This window comes from Terriglobia bacterium, from assembly GCA_035712365.1.
Lineage (GTDB): Bacteria > Acidobacteriota > Terriglobia > UBA7540 > UBA7540 > SCRD01.
Genome location: DASTAW010000039.1, coordinates 86,887 through 107,955 on the forward strand (window position 1 = coordinate 86,887; position 21,069 = coordinate 107,955).

Consider the following 21,069-nt stretch of genomic DNA (forward strand, 5'->3'; position numbering starts at 1 on the left):
CAGGCAATCAACAAAGGAAATCAATAAGTCAGTCAATGGACCAATCAGGAAATGAGTAAATCAAACAATGAGTAAATCCGGAAATGATGGGGGCGTGAACGGTATGACCAGCAGCATACGGCAAAAAGAAATCGTCAGAGGCAAGCTTCTTTATTACCTCAAATTGATCTACCCGCGGGCGGCAACACTCCCGCTGCTGCAGGGCGAACTCGACATCTTCGGTTACCCGGTGCCCATTGACGAGCTGGATTTCCACGTCGCCTACCTGGCGGAAAAGGGGCTGGTGAGCACGGAAAACATTCGTGGCTCTGTACCGTCCGGTACTGGGCGCGGGTCTCACCCGCGCCGCGGCATCACGCTGGTGAAAATCACCGCCAAAGGGATCGACTACTTCGACGGACGTCTGCCGAAGGACGAGGGGGTCTACCTCGAGCCGGAGGGGTGAAAAGGCAGTGATGAGTGTCGAGTGATGGTCGGGTGGCGCAGACTCGCGTTGTTTGCGATGTCTGCGACTCGGCGGCGGGCTTGGAAAGTTCTCTGTGTCCTCTGCGGGTCAAAAGCTTTACCACGGAGAGCACAGAGCGCACAGAGGAAGCAGCGAAGAGCGCGAAGGGCAGGAAGTAAATGACCGAACAGACGCGACGAAAAGCTGAAAGGCCCGGCACGATCGCAGATATTACAAACGGCGAGACGTACGGCGAAGGAAAAGCGCTCATCCCGCAAGGCGGGACAGAGGCGCAAAGCACATTGCAAATTACGAATTACGAGTTGCCGGAAGGTGGTGAAGTGACCCCTCACCCGGCCGCTGGCGCGTCCACCCTCTCCCCTCGAGGAGGGCTTGAGCAGGTGCCTTCCGCAGACATCGCAAAGAACGCGACGTCTGCGCCACCCGCCGGGACGCCAGCCCATCTGCCTGAAGCTCGCCCTGCGCGGGCCGTGAACGACGTGGCAAACCTGCCCGCCGAAATGCGCGAACTGGTGGAACGCATGATGGTGGAAGGCGCCACCTTCGAAGACATTTGCGATGCGGTGAATGATCGTAACGTTCCGCTCACCCTCCAGGCCGTCCAGAACCTTTACCGCGGCAGCCTCGAATTGCAGAAACGGCGGATCGAGTTCCAACTGGAGCGGGCACGGGCGCTGACCGAGGCGCTGGGCGACCCCGAATCATCGGACGCGCAACTGGCCTATGCCGCCATGCTGACGGGGCTCCAAAGCCTGAACCGTAAAGACGGCACCATCAGCGTGAAAGACGCCGTGAAAGGCTCGATGGAACGGCGCAACCTGATTCTGAAGCGCGACCTGCTGCGCAAGCAGATTGAGCGCGAAGACCTGGAAAAGCGCTTCCGCAGGACGCGACTGTACGCCGAGATGTTGAGGGCGCGGCTCACCAGAATCAAGCTGGTGCAGTTGCGGCGCGAACTGGCGAAGCATGAGAACAGCGGCACGCTGGGCCGGGTGGCCATGGAAAAAATCCAGGAGATCTATGGCCTGCTTCAGGTCCCCGTGGTCCCATCGGATGCGGACCTGGAAAGAGAACAGAACATATTGTGAATTATGAATTGCGCTGGGGGCAATTAAGGATTGGATGATTGGCTCATTTGTTCATTGACTGATTGAAAGATCCTTCTCTTCAGTCAATGAGTCAATCAGGAAATCAGCCAATGAGCCAATCGGTCAATAAAAAGATGGCGCGAAACAAAACACAAACCGGAAAAAAGTCTGAGGCGCAAAAGCCCAAGTCTTCGGGCCGGGCTGAGGTGGCCGGCGCTCCCATTCGTCTGCTGCCTTACCAGCGGCGCTGGCTGGAGGACCGTTCGCCGCTGAAGATGGTGGTGAAGGCGCGCCAGATCGGCTACTCATTTGCCGCTACGCTGCAAGCGCTGCTGCGCTGCCTCGAGCGCAAGACCACGTGGATCTTTCTTTCCAAGGGCGAGCGCCAGTCCAGGCTGCTGATGGAAAAAGTGCAGGAGCACATGCAGAGCTTCGGCATCGTCGCCCAGGCGTTCGAGTCCAGCTTCTTTGAAGGGGCCAGCCAGAAACAGCTTGAAGTGCGGCTGCCGAACGGGTCGGTGATTTACGGCCTGCCGTCGAACCCGGACACGGCGCGCGGCTATTCCGGCAACGTGACGCTCGACGAATTCGCTTTCCACGCCGACGCGGCAAAAATCTATTCGGCGCTGTTCCCCACCATCACGCGGGGCTATTCGCTGGAAGTGATCTCGACGCCCAACGGCCAGCAGGGAAAGTTTTATGAGTTGGCAAAGGCGGCAGGATTGACAGAGCAGGGATTAGGGATTAGGGGTCAGGGATTAGGGAAGGAAGGGGTTTTCACTAATCCCCAATCCCTAACCCCTAATTCCTTAAGTTGGTCTTCCCACTGGTGCGACGTGTACGAAGCCGTGCGCCAGGGATTAAAGATCAATATCGAATTGCTGCGCGCGGCCTCGGACGACGAATCGACTTTCCAGCAGGAATTCTGCTGCCAGTTTGTTTCCACGGCGGAAAACTTTTTTCCGCCTGAGCTCCTGGCCGCCTGCCTGAGCTCGGAAGCCAGCACCCAGTGGTTAGTGAATAGTGATAAGTGTTTAGAAAAGCCGTTCACTAATCACTATCCACTAGCCACTAACCACTTCTTCTTAGGCATCGACATCGGCCGGCATCACGACCGCACGGTTTTCTGGCTGGATGAGGTGACGACCGTTGATCGTCATCCTGAGGCCGCTGAAGCGGCCGAAGGATCTGCTTTTGGAAGCAGCAGATTCCTTGCGGAGAAGCAGATTCCTCGCTGGGCTCGGAATGACGGAGGTTCGGGGCTCGGAATGACGGAGGAACGCGTTCAGGGCGGGACAGAAGAACACCGTTCCATTGCTCGCCTGGTGCGCACGCTCGATCGCGCTCCGTTTGCCGAGCAACTCGAGTGCGCGCGTGAACTGCTTCGCCTCGAGCGGGAAGACGGCAGCCCGCTGGTGCGCCGCGCCGCTATTGATGCCACAGGCATGGGAGCGATGCTGGCGGAAACGCTGGCGGCGGAATTCGGTCCAAGAGTCGAGCCGGTGACGTTTACTTCGGCGGTGAAAGAGGACCTGGCGTACAGGACCAAGCGGCGGATGGAAAAACAGCTCTCGCTGCTGCCCGACACACGCGAAGTGCGGCGGGCCTTCAGCGCCGTGAAGCGCGTGGTGACGCCGAGCGGCAATCTGCGCTTCGACGCCGTGCGCACCGCCGCGGGCCACGCCGACGAATTCTGGGCCAAGGCGCTGGCCGACCTGGCGGCAGATTCGGGGCCGGCGTCCGCAGCGGCAGACGCGTATCTCGCGGGCGGCGCGGCCATCATCAAACCGGTCGCGTTCTTGGAACTCGATGAGGGATGGGGAGAAGCGTTTTGAAATTCGAATTGACTGATTGATTCATTGAATCATTGGCTCATTGTCTGATTGAAAGGCGTGGATTCCGGTCTCTCAATCAGCAAATCAGTAAATGAGTAAATCAATCAATCGGCAAATCACAAATTCTCTGGGGACGTGACTAATGAAACTCGGACCAATTGACATTCAATGGCGAAACGAGAGGCTGGCGGAATCGCAATCGACCGTGCCGCTGGAACGCACCGCGGCGACGGCTGAAACGCTGCCCGTAGGTTTGCCCGGCACGCCCATCTTCCACGGATTTCTGGAAGACTTTGGCGAATACAATCCGCAGCTTGAAGGGCTGACGGCCATCCGCACCTACGAAAAGATGCGGCGCTCGGACGCGCAGGTGGCGGCCACGCTGCTGGCGTGCGAACTGCCCATCCGCGCCGCCAACTGGGACGTGCTGCCGGCAAGCGGAGACGCGCTCGACCGCGAGATCGCGCAGTTCGTCAAAGACAATCTGTTTGGCGGGCTGGAATACGTTTCGCCCGCGGGCGCGAAAACCACCCAGTGCTGGGACGAAGTGCTGCGCAACGCGCTGCTGATGCTGGCGATTGGCGCGGCCGCGCACGAGGAGATCTACGCCGTGGATGGCAACCGGGTGCGGCTGGCGCGCCTGGCCCCGCGGCTGCCCATCACTTTCTACCGCTGGATTACGGATGTGGACGGCGAAACGCTGCTGGCGCTGAACCAGTACGGCTACCGGAATTCGAATTTCGAGAGCGTGGAGATTCCGGCGGACCGCCTGGCGGTGTTCACCTTCAACAAGGAGGGCGCCAACTTTTTCGGGCGGTCGATGCTGCGGCCCGCGTACATGCACTGGTACATCAAGCACAACCTCTACCGCATCGACGCCATCGCCGGCGAACGCAACGGCCTGGGCATTCCCACCATCGAACAAGGAACCGGCGCCTCAAAAGAAGACCGCCAGGCCGCTGCGTCGTGGGTGACGCAACTCGCCGCGCACGAGAAGACCGGCATCGCGCTGCCCGCCGGATGGAAACTGACCCTGCAAGGCGTGCAGGGCCAGGTGCGCGACCTGTTCAATTCTATTGAACACCACAACATTGAAATATCCAGAACGGCACTTGCCTTCTTTATGAACCTCGGCCAGAGCTCGAAGTCGAGCGGTAACCGCGCGCTGGGCCAGGAAATGACCGACTTCTTCTTCCTGGCCGTGCAGGCGACCGCCGACCAGATTGCGCGAACGATTACTTCAACCGCTGTCAAGCGGCTGGTGGACTGCAACTGGGACGGAGTGGAGAAGTATCCGTCGCTCCAGGCTTCAAACCTGCGCGCGCGCAGCCTGGACCAGACGCTCACCGCGCTCAGCCAGCTTGCCACGGCCAAGGTGATGGCTCCCTATCCCGAGCTGGCGCAGCACATCGCGCGCGAATTGGGATTGCCGCAGCCGCCGGAGAAGAGCAGTGAACAGTGATGAGTGGTTAGTGGATAGTGAGAAGCAAACGACGATTTGAAATGTGAGATTTCAGATTTGAGATTGGAGACGAAATGCTGAGCACTTTGGAGCAAACAACAGCGCCGCGGTTCCTGGCCACGCTGGGACCTGCCGCCGGCGACGGGCCGGGGAAGGTCCGAATTCCGTTGGCCGTCACGGGAACGTGGGTGCGCGGATCGAACAAATTGTCGATTACGCGCGACGATCTGGAATCGATTGTGCGCAACTTCCGCGAGCGGCAGAACGGCGAAATCAATGTGGATTACGACCACGCCAGCGAGATGCCAGAAGTGGCCGCGGGTGGCCCCATACCGAGCGCGGGAAGGATTGTTGGCATCGATGAACCGGAAACGCTCGGGGCGAATAGCGAATCGCGAATGGCGAATGGAAACGACGATTCGCCACTCGCTGCTCGCTACTCGCGCTTTATTCTCTGGGGATGGTTCGAACCCACTGAACGCGCCCGCACGCTGGTGAGGGACCGCGAGTATCGCTACATCTCGCCGGCCATCGACTGGGGCGCGAAAAACAAACGGACCGGCAAGCCGCAGGGAGCCACGCTGACTTCGGTGGCGCTCACCAACCGGCCATTCCTGGAAGAAATGCCGCAAATCCGGCTGTCCGATCCGGGCTATCGCCTGGTGGGGGAGGACCATGAGCAGGGAGCAAGAAGCCAGGAGCAAGGAGCGAGCGGCGAACGATTCGAAGTTTCAGATTCAAGATTCGAGACAGGAGGATCAATGAAGAAGGTACAACTTTCCGTCGCGGACGGAAAAATCAAAGTCAATCATCCGGACCTTGCGGACGAGTATTACGCCGATCCGGAAGATGCAGCCCAGGCGCTCGAGACGCTCGGTGCCCAGCAAGGCGGGATCGAGGCAGCGCCTGGCGGGGCCGCCAGAGACGTGCCGATGGCCCAGGCCGCGGCTGTGATGTCCGAGGCTGAAGCGCAGGGGAAATCGATTTCCGCCGTGGAAGTGTTCCGTGCGCGGGTGGAGCAGGCCCTCGATGACGCCGTGCGCAGCGGCAAGGTCCTGCCGCGCCGTCGCGACGACTGGCGGCGCATCGCGCTGGCGGACTTCGGCGCGTTTTCGCGCCTCGTGTCCGAGCAGCCGGCGCGCATTCCGCTGCAGCCGGTGGGCTTTTCCGGCGGCGTTCCGGAAAACGTGCAGGCGCAGGTGAAGTTCATGGCCGAGCAGCGCATGAAGGAGCGCGGCGTCAGCTATGGCCAGGCGCTTACGGAAATCGGACGCGAACAGCCTGACCTCATCCATCAGTACCGGCGCTCGGTAAGCGGCGGGGAATAGCAAAGAAGCCGGAAGCCAGGAGCCGGAAGCCGGGAGCAAGGAGCAGGCTGGCGGCTGAGAGCCGTGAGCAGGTTGTAGCGCCGGTCAATGACCGGCGAAAGCAGGAAAAATCTGCCGCTCACTGAGCGGCGCTACAAAAGGAGCAAAAATGGCAGGAGCAACATACGTTCTCGACAAGACTTACAAAATAACCAGCGCGGGAGGGGTCACGCAATATCGCGCCGTGGTGCCGGCAACGAACGACGGCGAGTGCAAGTTGCCCACGGGAGCCAATCAGCTTGCCTGGGGCATCACCCAGGAAGCGCAGCCAACCCAGAATGAAAACGTGACCGTGCGCAAATACGGCATCTCGCGCGCTTATGCAGCCAGCGCCATCAGCAAAGGCGCCTACGTGGAAGTCGCCGACGCAACCGGCGCCCTGCGCGCGTCAGACCTCACCACCGTTCCCGGCTCGGCAACGCTGCACAACGTTCTGGGCGTTGCGGAGAGCTCGGCCAACGCGGGCGAAGTGCTTTTCGTGTTTCTCTCGCCGGGCCCGGTTGTGGTACCGGTGAGCTAACGCGATTGACTGATTGAATCATTTATTCATTGACTCATTGAATCAATGAGCCAATCAGCCAATGAGTCAATTTTCCTGCGGGTCAGGCCCTGTACCGTCTGGTACAGGGCAGGCCCTGGCGGTCAGCCGCCGGGGTACTACGTTCCACTTTGGGCCGGGCGACCTGCTGACGGGTCTCCGCGTGGAGGAGTCAGGAGCCAGAAGCCAGAAGCCAAGAATAGGGATCAAGCGAAACCTCACTCCTTGCTTCTTGCTCCTTGCTTCCTGTTTTTTGCTCCCGGCTCCTTCGTTAAACCCGCGCGCGGAGCGCCAACCCGAGAGTGGATTTTGGAGAAATGACATGCCAGATATTTCGATGGTCCATGTAGACCAGGCTTTGACCAACGTTTCCATCGCGTATCACAACGCGCAGTTCATTGCCGACCAGGTGTTCCAGCCGATTCCGGTGAGCAAGCAGTCCAACAAGTATTTTATTTACTCGAAGGACCGCTTCCGCATCATGGATGACGCACGCCGGCCCGGCGCCCGCGCCAATGAAATCAATTGGACGCTTTCCACCGACACCTACTTTGCCGAAGGGCACGCGCTGGCGCAGGCCATTCCAGACGAACTGCGCGCCAACGCCGACCAGGCGATCGACGTGGACGTGGACACCACGGAGACCCTCACCGATCTCATTTATCTGCAGCGCGAGATCCAGATTGCCTCCGTGGCGACGGACCCAACGGTGGTGACGCAGACCGCGGCGCTTGCCGGCACCAGCCAGTGGTCGGACTTCACCAACTCCGATCCCATTGCCGCCATCGAGACGCAGAAGGCCACCATCCAGAAGCAGATCGGGCAGCCCCCGAACGCCCTGGTGGTGGGCTACCCGGTGTTCCTGCAACTGCGGCAGCACCCGAAGATCATCGACCGCTTCAAGTACACGCAGGTGGGAATTTTGCAGCCCGACCACCTGAAATCGGTGTTCAACGTGGACTTCTTCCTCATCGGCGGAGCCATCAAGAACCTCGCGGCGGAAGGCGATGCGGACAACTTCGACTACATCTGGGGCAAGAACGCGCTGTTGTTTTACAAGCCCCTGGCGCCGGGCCGCCGCACCGTTTCGCTGGGCTACCAGTTCTCGTGGCTCTTCGGCGCCAACACGGACGGCTTCCTCGTCAAGCGCTATCGCGATGAGTCGCGCACGGCGGACGTGGTGGAAGTCCAGCTCTATTACGACTCCAAGGTGGTGGCGCCCAACGCCGCCTACCTCTGGACGTCGGCGGTGGCGTAGGGCCATTGGTGATTGAGTGATTGGTGATTGAACGATTGAACGGCCCAGCGGTGTTTTTCAATCGTAAGTCGCCAATCACCAATCGCAAATGATCGACCCGCAGTTCGGAGTTCAGGGTTCTGAGTTATGGGTGAATACCAGAAAGGACACTGGCATCGTCAACTCATAACTCATAACCCAGAACCCGTAACTCAGAACGTGACGGAAAGGAAAGGCGGAAATGAGCTTTACAACCATCGACGCAGTTGCGGCGCACTATCCCGGATTTCAGCGTGGCGTCACCAACCAGAACCCGGCCGACACCCAGATCCAGGCCTGGATTGACAATCAGGCGGCGCGCATCACGGCGCTGGCCACGGCGCGCGGCTATGATCTCACCGGCCTGGCCACGGCCAATCCGCAGGCGCAGGCGCTGGTGGCGCTGATGAATGAGAACGGCGCGGCAGCCGATCTGGGCGATGCGTTGTTCTCAATGCTGGGCCCCGGTCCCGCCCAGGCGGGACAAGGCTGGGCCAATCCCAACACGCTGCGCAAGAGCTTTGAAAATATGCTGTCCGAACTTGGCCAGGGCGCCTATGACAAGCTCTTTGTCGCCACAGCGCGCACGGAAGATGTGTATCCCGCATTTGGCGGCGTCGCCGGGCAGGAAACCGACCCGACCGATCCCGAATTGGATAGCAACCTCGCGTTCCGGAAAAATGACGTTTACTGAGTTCGGGGTTCTGAGTACTGGGTTATGAGTGAAAAGAAATTACGAATTATGAATTACGAATTACCACGCTTCAGGTGGCGCAGACATCGCGCTCTGCGCGATGTCTGCGGCCTGACGCAACCACTGGTGAAAAATGATTGCATTTAGCGGCTTCGCCAATTCGGAGGCGGCTGAAAACAGCCTGGACCTTTTGCAGGCGCAGCTCAGTGATCTGTCGCCTGCAATGGAACTGATTGCTGAAGACATTCGCGAGATGGAGGCCGAGCAGTTTGCCAGCAGCGGCGCCACGGGTGACACGCCCTGGGCCGCGCTGGCGCCCTCCACCGAGAAGCGCAGGCACGGCGCGGGCCATTGTGCCGCGGGAAGTTGAGACGTGAGGTGTCAAGTTGGGAGCATTCTGCAGCAACATCGAATCGCAAGGTGCTGAGGGGCCGCTGGAACGCTTGCAGGCTGCCCTCAGCGAGTTGGACGGCAAGGTCTGGATCGTCGAAATCGAAGAGGAGTGGCCGCCATATCATCTGAGCACGAAGGGTCTCGACTTCATCAGTCGCCATGAGACATACGGCGGAAAGCCAGCTTTGAAGACGTACCTGGACAGCGCCGGCCGCCCGACCATCGGTTACGGGCACCTCGTCAGGCCCGACGAGGGTTTCACCAGCGGTGTTAGTATGGCGCAAGCCCTCGATTTGCTTAAGGAAGATGTTCAGAAGGCTGTGGACGAGGTTAATGAGGCGTTAAATGTTCCGCTGGCGCAAAACCAGTTCGACGCGCTCGTTGATCTTGCCTATAATGCAGGCCCCCGCTCCGTTCAGCCGGGGCTCGAGATGATGAGCTCGGTGAACGACTACGACGTTTCGGAGTCAGATTTCACCCAGTACGACAAAATTACCGTGCGCGGACGGACATTCGTGAGCAAGGGACTGCTCAGTCGTCGCATTCAGGAATGGCTTCTGTTCGAAGAAGGAGAGTATTGAGATGAGACACTTTGCTGTCACTGCTTTATTGATCTGTGCGTTGGCCGTGCCTTCGCCGCTGTTACCCGGTACGAGGCCCAAGCCTCCGACCTCTCCGCCGGCGTGGTTTTGGGGTTGCTGGGTGGTGACAAAGGCACTGCCAATTACGGCGATTGTCGGCATCGGTCCTAAGAAGGAGAAGGCCATCATTGGGACGAGGATTGTGTTTACTCCTACCCGCGCGCGTTCTGGGAAGGCAGTTGTCGAATCGCCTGCTTACAGGGTGACAGAGTTGTCCGCCGACGAATTCTGGAACCTAGGGCGCTACCCGCTCAGCCAGATCGGGATCCGCGCGCCGCGCGTCACGCAAGTGTCCCTGGATTTGCCCGGTAACATGTCGGACCTGGATTTCCCTGGAAACTATGTCTACTTGAGGAAGAAGGACATTGTCATTGACGTCGAGAACGTCGCGTTCCTGGCGGTGAAGGCCAAGGCGGGCGACCCGGCATGTGCGTGCAGTTCACGGGAGACAAAGTGAAGAAGGAGAGAATCAGAACGCTCGTGGGTGGCGCATACGTCGCGCCGTTTGCGAAGTATGCGGCAACCGCGCCAATGCCGCAACCAAAGCCACTGTGTGCCTGTGTGGCCCGCAGGTGTTAACACAGAGAGCGCAGAGATCCTCCGGGTCCTCAGTGTTAGAGCTTTTCGAGGCACGGAGCGCGCAGAAATTCTGATGTGTGAAGGATGAAGGAAAAGAAATTACGAATTACAAATTACGAGTTGCCGAACCGGGTGGTGGAGATTGGCCAAGTCGCAGACATCGCAAAGAACGCGATCCCGCACTGCGGGACGCCACTCGAACGCACCAGGGGTCCTGTAATTCGTAACTCGTAATTAGTAATTGAAGTCACAACTGCGAGAAAAACATGAATCAACGTTACCAAGCCACGTTTGCAAAGCCATTGGTTGACCAACTGATCGCCATTTTTCAGCGGGACCAGCAGGCGGCGCTCGACATTGTAAACGCCACGCGGCCTGCGGGGCGGCCGCTGGGACCTTTCGCAGCCTTTTTGAAGGAGGCCACGCCCATCCAGAACTGGCCGGCGCTGGTGCTGGTGGCGCAGCAGGTGGACTTTGATCCGGTGAGCGACATCGACTTGCGGAGCGAGACGCTCAGCTTCTACTGCGCGATGGCGCTGGTGGGCGCCGATCCCGAATGGCTGGCGGAGGACGCGATGGACACTTTGAGACTGGCGGACCTGGTGCTGGCCTCGGCGCCGCTGGAAGATTTCTACACGCCGCTTCCGATCAGCCACACGACGGTGCCGGGCGGAATGACATCGGGGCTCGACCCGGCGGTCTCCAGGATCCTTGACCTGCGCATCACACGGCACAACCTGGGCGCGCTGGTGCAGCGGAGGGGCGGGGCGTTGGCGCGCGGCCCGCAGATTGAATTCGCCATCGACCTGGAAGAGCAGTGAAAATTCTGAAGCATGAAGTGTGAAGGATGAAGGACGAAAGCAATTATGAATGCTGAATTATGAAAGAGAACACAAATTACGAGTTACCAATTACGAATTACCAAGGGTGTCGGAGATTGGCGAAGCCGCAGACATCGCAAAGAGCGCGGTCCCGTACTGCGGGACGCCGCCCCGACGGGGAGTGAGCGAGGAAGGGAATTCGGAGGGGAAGATGAAGAGAGCATACATAGTGCTGGCCGCAATCTGTGTAATCTGCGTAATCTGCGGACCAGCGTGGGCCACCACTGTGACCGGGACCGTGCGCGACTCCGCCGGCAATGCGGTGAGCGGGGCCGCCATCAGTTTCCGCCTGATCAATATTGGCCGCGGGAACGTGGCGCGCGATTCCGGAACTTCAATTGTGGCCCCGGCGCTGGTTACGGCAAGCTCGGCCAGCGACGGCACATTTTCCGTTACGCTGGTGGGCAATGACCAGATCGCGCCTGCGGGCACGCTCTATGAGGTTGTGATGCGCGGCCCTGGCTTTACTTACGGGCCTTTTGATTACTCCATCATCGGCCCGTCGGCCGACCTCAACTCGCTGACTCCGGAAGCTAGTTATCCCAACACGCCAAGCCAGATTGCGGCCTCTCAGCTTTCGCCGCCCGCCGGCTGCTCCGCCAGCCAGGTCCTCGAATGGACGGGGACGGTGTGGCAGTGCGCGGCCAGTGGATCGGGGGCGCAGCATCAGGTAAACGGAACGAACGTCACTGCGAACGCGACCATCAACTTTGAAAGCTCCGCGCCTGCCGACGGCCTGACGCTGACATTTGCGAATCCGTCTGCCGGCAATGTGCAACTGGGGCTTTCGGGGACTTTGAACGATGCTGGCCTGGCCACCGCCTACTCCGGCATCGGCGCCTGCGGAGCGAATCAGTGGGTGTTCTCGCTCACCCGCGCCGGCGCGCCATCCTGCTCGCCACCGGCGTTTTCAAATCTGACTGGACAAGCCACGGCAGCACAGCTTCCTCCCACGATCAACGCTTCCGCAATCCAGGACAAGGGCGGCCAGGTTTTTAATGTCAAGGCGTACGGGGCGGTTGGGAATGGCGTGTTTCTATACAACTGCTCGATCACCACGGGGACGGCGGCGCTGACTTGCACTGCCGGAGCCTTCTCGGCTGGCGATGTGGGCAAGCTCATCGAGGTTGATGGCGCGGCGGCCTCGTCTGGAAGGCTTCTGACAACCATCTCCGCCGTGACGGATGCGACCCACCTGACGCTAGCTGCCAATGCAGGCGCCACGACCTCGACGGCCAACGTGGTTTATGGCACCGATGACGGGCCGGAAATCCAAAGCCTGATCACCACGCTCAGCGCGTCGGGCGGCGGCACGATGTTCTTCCCCCAGGGCATTTATATTATCAACAATGCCTCAGACGCGAACGGTTTCATATTAGATATTCCATCCAACCCCCGTCCTACCGGCCCGTGGATTACCTACCAGTTCGAGGGACCTAATTCGATGGCAGTTGCCAGCATCACGACTGGAGTCAATACATCTGGCGCTGTGCTGTATGGCATGTCCGCCGCCGTGACGGGATTTATTGGGGCCGCGAGTTTCGCCCCATCGTATCCCATGAGCGATGTGTACGTGGTGGTCCGAAACATGGCCATCGTCACACCGCCCACCCAGAACTATTCCGCTCTGCATCTTCAGCTTGCCTACAATGCGGATGTGTACGGCTCGGTGGTAAGTCCAAATTACGGGCCGAAGGCAACCAATAACGTGCCCGTCTACGGCAGCACCGCCAATTATGGAATCTACCTTCCGCAGCAAGCGAATGCCGGCTTTTCGGGGGTGTTTGACTCATCGATTATGGGCTATTACTACGGCGTCCTAGGGGCTGACCACGCCATCGTTTCACACTGTCTCTTTGATGAAAACAGATACGGCATCAAAGTCAATTCCCGTTTTTATACCATGTGGCTGGATGATGTGACGATTCAGCACTCGACGATAGGGCTGGACATCGTAGCCGGAAATCAGATTTTCGGCAACGTGATGTTTGAGCAGAACACCACCGACATAGCTGCGGACAACGGCGCCGTAACCGGCACCGGATTTTTGATAGCAACTGATAGCGTGGCGCTTACCGTTTCCAATCTGTCTCCATATCTCCTGTACGTGACGAATGGAGGCCCCCTGAACGCGCCCATCAAATTTGCATCCTATACTTTCGCCACTCTCCCGACGGAGGTTAACGGCCTTCAGGTTTATTGCTCGGACTGCAAGAACGTGGGAACTGATGCAGCGACATTCGACAGCGTAGCCGTGGCAGGTGGGACCGGCACAACCGTCCTCGGCGAGAATGGCGCTTGGAGAGTGCATTGAGGCTGGAAGCCGCTTAAGTAGCAAGCGTGAAGGATGAAGGATGAAAGCAACTACGAATTACCAAATCACGGCTGGCGCAGACGTCGTAAGGGTGAGGAGACAAGCGTGATGCGTTTCGGGCGCCTGGCTGCCGTGGCGCTGCTCGCAGTCTGTGGAATCTGCGTAATCTGCGGATCGGCTATTTAGTGATTGAGTGATCCCGCCTTGCGGGATTAAGCGATCGAAACTTGCTAATTAAAAATCACCCGATCACTCAATTGCCGAATCACAAATGAACGGGAGGAAATCATGGCAAATGTTGATGCAACAAAAATTCACCAGGGGCCGGGGAGGCTGTGGCTGGGCGTTTCGGTGCCGACCACGGGCAATCGGCTGGTTATCGATGCCGGCGGAAATCCCACGGCCGGAACACCGCTGTTTGCGGGCGCAACGGACGGGGCCGCCACCATGGTGCTGACTCCGAAGCTGACGGAGATCACTGCGGACCAGGTGACTGGACCTGTGGACGTGGTGATGACGGGCGAAGCCGCCTCGATCGAGGTGACGCTGAAGGAATCAGACCTGGCGAAGCTGAAGAATTACATTGTCCACGGCAGCTTCTCGACCGGAACCGACAGCTCGCTGCCGGCGGGCTCGCAAAGCTACGAGGAGATCTCATTCGGCGGATTGATGGCGATTCCCAAAACCTCAGTGGCGGTGATCTCCGCGCGGCGGGATGCGGCGGGAAAATTCGTGGTGACGCAACTCTACCAGGCTTACCAGGCGGAGGCCGTGCAGTTGCCGTTCCAGCGCGCCAAAGAGACCACCTACAAGATCAAGTTCGAGGGCCTGGTCGATCCCACGCGCTCCGTCGGCGACCAGGTGGGGAAAATCTACAGGCAGATTTAAGGATTGAGGGATTGACGGATTGATTCATTGAAGAAATCCGGCAATGAGCCAATCAGAAAATCAGCCAATCGGCCAATGATTGGAGGTTGCATGCGGAAAGGCAATGGGATCGCTGCAACGGAAACCTGGCGGCGGGCGGCGAAGGAGGACCGCGAATCCCGCGCGGAGCAACTGACCTTACCAAGCGGCGCCACGATCCTGGCCGCCCGGCCCGAGCCGCTGGAGTGGGTGATGAGCGGGCGCATCCCGCAGGGACTGTTGGCCGTGGCGCTCGATGATGCGGAGTCGCCGCAGGGCGGGGGCGACCGCGAACTGACGCGGGAGGAAATCCTTGACCTGGCCGCCTTCGCCGCGCGGCTGGTGGAAGCCAGCGTGGTGGACCCGCCCATCGGCGACGGGCCGGACGAGATCGCGCTTGACGATATTCCCATCCGCGACCGCGCATTTATCTTTGAGTGGGCCTGTCGCGCGCTCGATGGCAACGCGAACGGCCCGGCAGACGAGGCGGGGAACAGCGTCGCCCATTCCGCAAAGGAGGGACCCTCCAGCGCTTCGCTGGAGAGGTTTCGTCAGAAGTGAAAACTTTGTGCTGCTGGCGATGGCGGCGGAAAGGTTCGGCTGCCGCCCAAGCTGCCTGGTGGGATTGAACGATCCTGTGCTGGCGCTCGATTTCGATCTGGCGGCAGCGGCCAAACTGCTGGGCGCCGAACGCGCGGCCGCCAACGCGCTGACCGAGGGCCTTGACGAAGCAGGCGCCAGCCAGCGGGCGAAAAGCGTGCGGTGGTAGGAAGCTGAGAGGAACCATGGCTACAAACAACGCAGCAGAACTTTTGATTCGCATTGCCGCCGATCCTTCGCAGGCTGAGACGAGCATCCAGTCTTTCCGCTCGAGCTTCAGCGGGAACCTCGGCGGCATGAGCAGCGACCTCACGCAGTGGTCAAGCAGCGGGACCTCGAGTTTCGGCAGCGTACAGAAATCAATGCAGGGGCTGACCAGCAACTTCGGGTTAAGCCTGAACACCCTCAATGCGTCACTGAAACAGAGCGGGCTGGCCGTTGGACAGTGGGGAAGCGGCGTCGGCAGCACGTTTTCGAGCGCCCTGAGCGCCTCGAACGCGCTTCAAACCAGTTTACTGGGAAGCTTCAAGTCATTTGATTCGGCGCTGGTGCGGAACACCGGCAACGCCAGCGTCTGGCAAAAAAGCATTGGCCAGGCGTTTGAGAAGGCGGCGCTCACTTCCATCAGCGCAATCGCCAAAGAGGCGGTGGTGCGGGCGATCTACTCAACGGCGCTCGGCTTCTACATGCTGGCGGTGGGAGACTTTGCGGGCGCAGGCCAGGCGTTTGAAGCGGCAGCAGTGTTCGGCGCGGTGGGAGGGGCCGCGGGGCTGGCCGCCAAGGCGCTCAGCGGAGCAGCATCGAGCAGCGGCGCGGGGCAGAAAACTTCAACGAGCGGCTCATCGACGCGCAGCCAATCATCTACAGCGCAAGCGACAGCCGGCGCGCAGAGTTCCGCCCAGAAGCAGCCAACAGTGCAGGTGATTTTCCAGGGACCGGTGTACGGAGGCCAGGCAGGAGTGGACGAACTGGTGCGGCACATCTCGAAGGCGGTGGTGGAACGCGATGTGAACCTGGTTGCCTATACGGTGGTCCGGCAGCCGGCGAAACGCGCATAGAAAGGAGCAAGAAGTCAGAAGACAGAAGCCAGAAGCCAGAATGAAGGCCGTCTTTCTTCTGTCTCCTGGCTTCTGAATTCTGGTTTGATATGGCAAATCCCAAGATTGTTTACACGCCCGCAGGCGGCGGGGAACAGGTTCTGAATTTCAGTTCGGCGCCGCGGCAGCAGCCGGGCTATTCAAAGAGCGCCGTGCGGCATGACAATATTTCAACGGCCGGAGTCCGCGAATCCGTGCTGGAACGTATCGACACCTTCCTTGAAATCAACGTCGATTATATCCAGGCCGGGAACGACCTGGCAGGCTGGTCAGCGTTTCTGGATTTTGCGCTCACGGGCGGGCCCTTCGCGTATTATCCCGACGCTACGCAGCCTGCGTTTATCAACTGCCTTCTGGAAGATCCGATGGGACGGTGGCGTACGTGGCGCCGGGAATCTACAGCGTGAAGGTGAAGTTCCGTCAGCAGGTGTTGTAGGTGTTTAACGAATTAGCGATTGACTGATTGAGTGATTGACTCAATGATGCAGTGGTTAACATATGAATGACTTCAGCGGCTGTTTTCTTAAGAGGAGTATAACGAAATGCCGGTGATGACGAACCCGAGCTTTGACTTGAACAACGCGGCGCTTGCCAAGCAGCCGCTTTACGTGGTGCAGATTGAAGGCATCATGGACCCATTGACGACCTTCCGGCCGGAAGACATGAGCGTGGGGCACACCGGCTACGGCATGAACCCGTACGGGACCACCGGTTACGGATACTGAATTTGATGATTGAGCGATTGACTGATTTGGCGATTGAAAGCTGGGATTCATAAATCTGCTCTGTCGATGAATGTGAGGAGTTACAGATGGCGGAAGTCAGCGATTACTATTCCGGGGACCTCGCAGCGGCGTTGAGCCAGGAGCTTGCCTGGATCCAGAGCCAGATTAACGCCAACGTCTCGCCGTTCGCGGGCGCGGCGCTGACGACCGGGACCAGCGCTCCGTTTGTCGAAGGCGCCGTCATCGCAATCAGAGACTCTTTTTCGGGCCTTGCGCAGGATTCCGTGCCGAACATCGTTCTCGATCCCATTGCCGGCCTCAGCCCGGATGACCAGCCTGGCCCCGATGGTTTTCCGGTCAACTATTCCCCCACTCCACTCCTCTCGGGCAGCCTGCTCATCAATCTTTTTACGCTTAGCACGGCAGGTGATGTCAGCGGCCGGGCGCTGAATCTGAGCCAGCCTCCATCCGCTTACCGGGTGGACGTCTACTCATTCACCGACAGCTTCCATTATCAGGGCTCGGCAACGATAGCACCGGACGGCACGTGGACCGTACCGTCGGCGCAGCCGGGAACGGCGATTGCCTTCCTGATGGACGCCGGCACGGCGCAGCCGGCCTCCGGCTCGTCCACGGCTTCGGTTACGGGCTGGATTGCGCACACCAACATGGGCGTCGGTAAGAAGCTGCGGGACTATTTCGTCCGCGTTACCGTCAGGACGGACCTCGAATCTGTGGTGGAAGACAACATTCCCATCATCGTTCAGGACTCGACCCACGCGCGTTTCGGGACAAGCCTGACCATGGGTACCGGTACGCTGGTGGCCCATGTGTTCCATCACGATCCGTCGCTGGGTCCCGTCGACCTTTATTCGACGTTACAACACCTGGCGGCCTATCCGGACCTGCCGCGCGAGGTTGAAGTGCCGCCAGGCGATCCGGACTTCTTCACGGCGTCGCAACTGACCAGCTCGAATCTGCCGGCCGTTCAGAACCGCTGCTGGATTTACAGTGCAGCGCTGGCCATCATCAGTTTTTCGGTGGGAGGCCTGTGGGACGCCGCCGCACGCATCATCACCCAGCTCAACGCGCTCCTCGAAAGTCCCGGCTATCTGCCGACCATCGTTCTCGAAGACGCTCAGGATGGAACAACCTCGCGGTGGTCGCTTCAATCGGGGGCGGGGTCGGTGGTCAACGCTCTGGACACTGCCGAACCTCCGGCAGCGTCTGGCGGCTCGAAGATCATCTATTTCACAGCCGCCGCTGCTCCCGCGAGCTGGAGCTTTACGGGAATCGGTCTGCCCGACGCTATCGATTCACTCGTCGAGTGGCGGTTCAAGACCAATGTTGATTTCAAGTTCACCGTGGGCCTCACCAGTTCCAGCGGGCAGGTGACGTCATTCTGCCTGGTTTCGTCGGGGGCCGCCGGATACGATGCGGCGGCGAAATCAGTGACGGCGGTGGCGCAGCTCCAGCTCAACGCCTGGCAAACGTACCTAGCCGACCTGAACGCCCGGATCGGCCAGTATCTAAGCGGCGAGACCGTGACGTCGATCACGTCGTTCACGGTTGAACTTGACTCCGCCGGCTATCTGAGCCTGGATGACCTCTCGGCGGGCGCTCCAAAGCCTGCGGGATCACTCATGGTTTCCTATGACGTATACAACGGCCAGGCCGACCAGACGATCATCCGCAGCGGAGCCATGGCCTGGGTGGCCTACGCTTATGGCACCTACATGGAGCGGACGGGAGATTACGAGCGCGCCGCGACGGGCCTGGAAAGCATGCTCAACCTCCTCTTCTTCCTGCAATCCACCGCTGCCGACGCGCGCCAGAACCTGATCGCGGGCGGGTGGGGAATTTACCAGGACCCCGGCTACCAGTACGTGCCGGGGCAGATTTCAAGTGTGTACACCGACGACAATTTCATCTGCTGGTTTGCCTTTGACAAGGCGGCGCGGGTGATGCCGGCGGCGGCACAGACCTTGCTGGCGCAGGGATTGGTGACAGCGGACGAATCGGCCCTGCTCAGCGCCGCAGCGAGCAACGCGTCTACGAAGGCATCGGAAATCAGGAGCGCGATTCTGGGCCCGTTGTGGATTCCGGCATCGGGAAACGTGAAGGGACATTTTGCCCGCGGAGCTTCCATCGCAGGCCTGGACACCTCCTTGGCGCTGGACTCGGCGAGTTCATGGGCGGCGATGTTCTGCCACGAAATCGGCGATGACTCCAAGGCCGTCGAGTGTCTGAAATTTGCTTATGAGACTTTCTTTCTCGCCAACCAGCAGATCGTAACCAGCGCCGTCGCGAATTCCTACAACCAGGCTTACCAGCAACTGACGCCTTTTGACGGGTTCAAGCCTTTCGCGGACTCGACGGGCGGTTACTCAGGCTCGCCGGCGTCCGTCTCAATGGAGGGAACGCTGGCGGTCCTGGCCGGCCTGATGCGCCTGAGCGATAACGCCGACCTTGAAACTTACTTCAGCACAAACTACACGGGCGGTCTGCCTTCATTGATCGGGCGGCTGGTGGATAGCATAAAAATCGTTGCAAGCACCACCAGTTCAGACGGGTTGCTGGCTGGTTCCCTGGCGGCGAGGGCGCTGCCCTGGGAAATCGCCGTTCGCAAGACAATTTCGTCCACCGCCTGGTTCTGGCTGACGGCGCTGCGCAATGACATTCTGCTGGCCACGTCTTCCGCCGATCTCGGCCGGCATCCCTGCCTGAAGGTGCCGCAGGGAGTCCACCAAAGCATCCAGCAGTTGCAGGGACAGAGCTCGATTGGCGCCCTTGAAATTGACGCCATCGATGACTCCGGTTTCCTGACTGCGCTGGCGAGCGGCGGCAAACTCGTAGGCCGCCGGCTGACTCTGAGCGTAGGTTACCCGGGCATGAATTCCTCGGATTTCGTAACCGTCGCCACCCAGGAAATCGAAGGGGTCGAAGTGCTTCCTGCCGGCGGCGGCTATCGGCTCGATTGCCAGGACCTGAATCGCTACGCGAAGTCGCAAATCTTTACTGTGGGCGATGATGGGAACGCCGTCTCGAACCAGCATCCGCGGACGCTCGTGGCCAATCCGATGGACGTGTTGCTGATGGTGGTCCAGAACGAGCTGGGGCTTGGGCAATCGTCCCTGCTGGAACCTTCGACGTGGAAGCTTTACGATCCCGCGAAGTGGGATCCCGCGAACACCATGAATCCCACGCTGATCAGCCCCAACCCCTATCTCGATGTGGACCAGGCGCTCTTTTACCGCAACGGAATTTTTGCAGGGTACCTTTTTGATTTTGAATTCAAACAGCCCGTGGAAGCGAAACAGTTTCTGGAATTCGAGATTTTTCATCCGCTCGGCGGCTACGCAGTGATTCTGGCAGACGGGCGCATGTCTCCACGGTTTTTCGTTCCGCCGTATTCTTTTGCGGGTCTGGCCTCGCTCGACGAGCGGAACATCACGGCGCTCCCGGGCGTCAAGCCGGAACCCCTTATCAACCAGGTGACGTTCCGAATGGACTACGACGGGAACGATTTCCAGACCGAGCTGCTGTTTCTCTCGTCTCCTTCGTTGCAGCAGTTCGGTCTGGCAGGGGAAGACATCATCGAGTCGAAGGGGATGAGACTCGAACGCGGCGGCGCTGCGCTGGCGAGCATCACGGCCAATCGGATTTTCCAGCGCTACGGCGGGATCGACCCTGTATCGGGCTCGCCACGTGGCGGAGCGCCCGCCCTCAGCGTGACCAGCCAGTTTATGAACCTGACGATCGAAGCTGGTGACTTTGTCTACTTTTCCCATCCCCTGCTGCCCAATCTTGAAGCCGGGACGCGAGGAATCTACAACCGCATCGTGGAAATAGTGGATAAACAACCGAACTACACCCAGGGAAACATGGCCTATCAGTTGCTGGACACCGGCTGGATGGGAGCCAAGGTGCTCTCGCGGATTGCTCCGCAGGGCACGCCCGCATGGAGCGCGGCTTCAAGCGCCGAGCGCGCGCGTTACATGTTTCTTTCGCAGGAAAGTAACGGGGCCTATTCGGATGGCACGCCGGGCAAAACGGTCTTCTAGATTGAATGATTGAGCGATTGAGAAATTGGGTGATTGAAAAATCAGATGCCCTACCGAAGGTTGCATAATCTAGTGGCACGTTGTTTTTGTAGCGCCGCCGTCTCGGCAGCATTTATCGAGTCCGGTCCCGCTTGGCGGGACTG

General features: G+C 59.5%; 20 protein-coding genes. All 20 read left to right on the forward strand.

The window, feature by feature from the left end:
• Window positions 1–67 precede the first annotated feature (67 nt).
• A complete protein-coding gene (locus VFQ24_11670; protein ID HET9179005.1) occupies window positions 68–445 on the forward strand; it encodes a hypothetical protein in 378 nt (125 codons plus the stop codon).
• 179 nt (window positions 446–624) lie between these two features.
• The gene (locus VFQ24_11675; protein ID HET9179006.1) at window positions 625–1,554 is read left to right on the forward strand and encodes a hypothetical protein; all 930 of its coding nucleotides are present in this window, start codon (window positions 625–627) and stop codon (window positions 1,552–1,554) included.
• 110 nt (window positions 1,555–1,664) lie between these two features.
• Entirely contained in the window at window positions 1,665–3,389 is a 1,725-nt protein-coding gene (locus VFQ24_11680) for a terminase family protein (GenBank protein HET9179007.1), read from the forward strand.
• 142 nt (window positions 3,390–3,531) lie between these two features.
• A complete protein-coding gene (locus VFQ24_11685; GenBank protein ID HET9179008.1) occupies window positions 3,532–4,851 on the forward strand; it encodes a hypothetical protein in 1,320 nt (439 codons plus the stop codon).
• Between the two features lie 74 nt (window positions 4,852–4,925).
• Complete coding sequence (locus VFQ24_11690; protein HET9179009.1) at window positions 4,926–6,179, forward strand: phage protease; 1,254 nt, start codon at window positions 4,926–4,928, stop codon at window positions 6,177–6,179.
• 148 nt (window positions 6,180–6,327) lie between these two features.
• Window positions 6,328–6,738 (forward strand): hypothetical protein, encoded by a 411-nt coding sequence (locus VFQ24_11695; protein HET9179010.1) that lies wholly within the window; start codon window positions 6,328–6,330, stop codon window positions 6,736–6,738.
• A gap of 340 nt (window positions 6,739–7,078) precedes the next feature.
• Entirely contained in the window at window positions 7,079–8,014 is a 936-nt protein-coding gene (locus tag VFQ24_11700) for a major capsid protein (GenBank protein ID HET9179011.1), read from the forward strand.
• Between the two features lie 220 nt (window positions 8,015–8,234).
• Window positions 8,235–8,726: a hypothetical protein gene (locus tag VFQ24_11705; GenBank protein ID HET9179012.1), complete on the forward strand. Its 492-nt coding sequence runs from the start codon at window positions 8,235–8,237 to the stop codon at window positions 8,724–8,726.
• A 133-nt stretch (window positions 8,727–8,859) separates the two neighbouring features.
• A complete protein-coding gene (locus VFQ24_11710; GenBank protein ID HET9179013.1) occupies window positions 8,860–9,096 on the forward strand; it encodes a phage virion morphogenesis protein in 237 nt (78 codons plus the stop codon).
• A 16-nt stretch (window positions 9,097–9,112) separates the two neighbouring features.
• A complete protein-coding gene (locus VFQ24_11715) occupies window positions 9,113–9,700 on the forward strand; it encodes a lysozyme (protein ID HET9179014.1) in 588 nt (195 codons plus the stop codon).
• Between the two features lies 1 nt (window position 9,701).
• Window positions 9,702–10,217: a hypothetical protein gene (locus VFQ24_11720; protein ID HET9179015.1), complete on the forward strand. Its 516-nt coding sequence runs from the start codon at window positions 9,702–9,704 to the stop codon at window positions 10,215–10,217.
• A 388-nt stretch (window positions 10,218–10,605) separates the two neighbouring features.
• On the forward strand, window positions 10,606–11,160 hold the full coding sequence (locus VFQ24_11725) for a hypothetical protein (GenBank protein HET9179016.1): 555 nt from the start codon (window positions 10,606–10,608) through the stop codon (window positions 11,158–11,160).
• 211 nt (window positions 11,161–11,371) lie between these two features.
• Window positions 11,372–13,534, forward strand: coding sequence for a carboxypeptidase-like regulatory domain-containing protein (locus VFQ24_11730; protein HET9179017.1), 2,163 nt, complete (start codon window positions 11,372–11,374; stop codon window positions 13,532–13,534).
• A gap of 288 nt (window positions 13,535–13,822) precedes the next feature.
• Window positions 13,823–14,422: a hypothetical protein gene (locus VFQ24_11735; GenBank protein ID HET9179018.1), complete on the forward strand. Its 600-nt coding sequence runs from the start codon at window positions 13,823–13,825 to the stop codon at window positions 14,420–14,422.
• A gap of 90 nt (window positions 14,423–14,512) precedes the next feature.
• Window positions 14,513–15,001, forward strand: a complete 489-nt coding sequence (locus tag VFQ24_11740; GenBank protein ID HET9179019.1) for a hypothetical protein — start codon at window positions 14,513–14,515, stop codon at window positions 14,999–15,001.
• 7 nt (window positions 15,002–15,008) lie between these two features.
• Entirely contained in the window at window positions 15,009–15,209 is a 201-nt protein-coding gene (locus VFQ24_11745) for a hypothetical protein (GenBank protein ID HET9179020.1), read from the forward strand.
• Window positions 15,210–15,225: 16 nt separating this feature from the next.
• Window positions 15,226–16,098 carry a hypothetical protein gene (locus VFQ24_11750; GenBank protein ID HET9179021.1) on the forward strand — a complete coding sequence of 291 codons (873 nt, stop codon included), beginning with the start codon at window positions 15,226–15,228 and terminating at the stop codon, window positions 16,096–16,098.
• A gap of 89 nt (window positions 16,099–16,187) precedes the next feature.
• Window positions 16,188–16,544 (forward strand): hypothetical protein, encoded by a 357-nt coding sequence (locus VFQ24_11755; GenBank protein ID HET9179022.1) that lies wholly within the window; start codon window positions 16,188–16,190, stop codon window positions 16,542–16,544.
• A 135-nt stretch (window positions 16,545–16,679) separates the two neighbouring features.
• On the forward strand, window positions 16,680–16,862 hold the full coding sequence (locus VFQ24_11760; protein HET9179023.1) for a hypothetical protein: 183 nt from the start codon (window positions 16,680–16,682) through the stop codon (window positions 16,860–16,862).
• Window positions 16,863–16,948: 86 nt separating this feature from the next.
• On the forward strand, window positions 16,949–20,926 hold the full coding sequence (locus VFQ24_11765; GenBank protein HET9179024.1) for a hypothetical protein: 3,978 nt from the start codon (window positions 16,949–16,951) through the stop codon (window positions 20,924–20,926).
• Window positions 20,927–21,069 lie beyond the last annotated feature (143 nt).

Coding starts and splice junctions, on each gene's coding strand:
- VFQ24_11720 (HET9179015.1), top strand. CDS start 9,702: ATGAGACACTTTGCTGTCACTGCTTTATTGATCTGTGCGTTGGCCGTG.
- VFQ24_11730 (HET9179017.1), top strand. CDS start 11,372: ATGAAGAGAGCATACATAGTGCTGGCCGCAATCTGTGTAATCTGCGTA.
- VFQ24_11685 (HET9179008.1), top strand. CDS start 3,532: ATGAAACTCGGACCAATTGACATTCAATGGCGAAACGAGAGGCTGGCG.
- VFQ24_11675 (HET9179006.1), top strand. CDS start 625: ATGACCGAACAGACGCGACGAAAAGCTGAAAGGCCCGGCACGATCGCA.
- VFQ24_11755 (HET9179022.1), top strand. CDS start 16,188: ATGGCAAATCCCAAGATTGTTTACACGCCCGCAGGCGGCGGGGAACAG.
- VFQ24_11750 (HET9179021.1), top strand. CDS start 15,226: ATGGCTACAAACAACGCAGCAGAACTTTTGATTCGCATTGCCGCCGAT.
- VFQ24_11725 (HET9179016.1), top strand. CDS start 10,606: ATGAATCAACGTTACCAAGCCACGTTTGCAAAGCCATTGGTTGACCAA.
- VFQ24_11670 (HET9179005.1), top strand. CDS start 68: ATGAGTAAATCCGGAAATGATGGGGGCGTGAACGGTATGACCAGCAGC.
- VFQ24_11680 (HET9179007.1), top strand. CDS start 1,665: ATGAGCCAATCGGTCAATAAAAAGATGGCGCGAAACAAAACACAAACC.
- VFQ24_11740 (HET9179019.1), top strand. CDS start 14,513: ATGCGGAAAGGCAATGGGATCGCTGCAACGGAAACCTGGCGGCGGGCG.
- VFQ24_11735 (HET9179018.1), top strand. CDS start 13,823: ATGGCAAATGTTGATGCAACAAAAATTCACCAGGGGCCGGGGAGGCTG.
- VFQ24_11705 (HET9179012.1), top strand. CDS start 8,235: ATGAGCTTTACAACCATCGACGCAGTTGCGGCGCACTATCCCGGATTT.
- VFQ24_11690 (HET9179009.1), top strand. CDS start 4,926: ATGCTGAGCACTTTGGAGCAAACAACAGCGCCGCGGTTCCTGGCCACG.
- VFQ24_11710 (HET9179013.1), top strand. CDS start 8,860: ATGATTGCATTTAGCGGCTTCGCCAATTCGGAGGCGGCTGAAAACAGC.
- VFQ24_11700 (HET9179011.1), top strand. CDS start 7,079: ATGCCAGATATTTCGATGGTCCATGTAGACCAGGCTTTGACCAACGTT.
- VFQ24_11760 (HET9179023.1), top strand. CDS start 16,680: ATGCCGGTGATGACGAACCCGAGCTTTGACTTGAACAACGCGGCGCTT.
- VFQ24_11695 (HET9179010.1), top strand. CDS start 6,328: ATGGCAGGAGCAACATACGTTCTCGACAAGACTTACAAAATAACCAGC.
- VFQ24_11765 (HET9179024.1), top strand. CDS start 16,949: ATGGCGGAAGTCAGCGATTACTATTCCGGGGACCTCGCAGCGGCGTTG.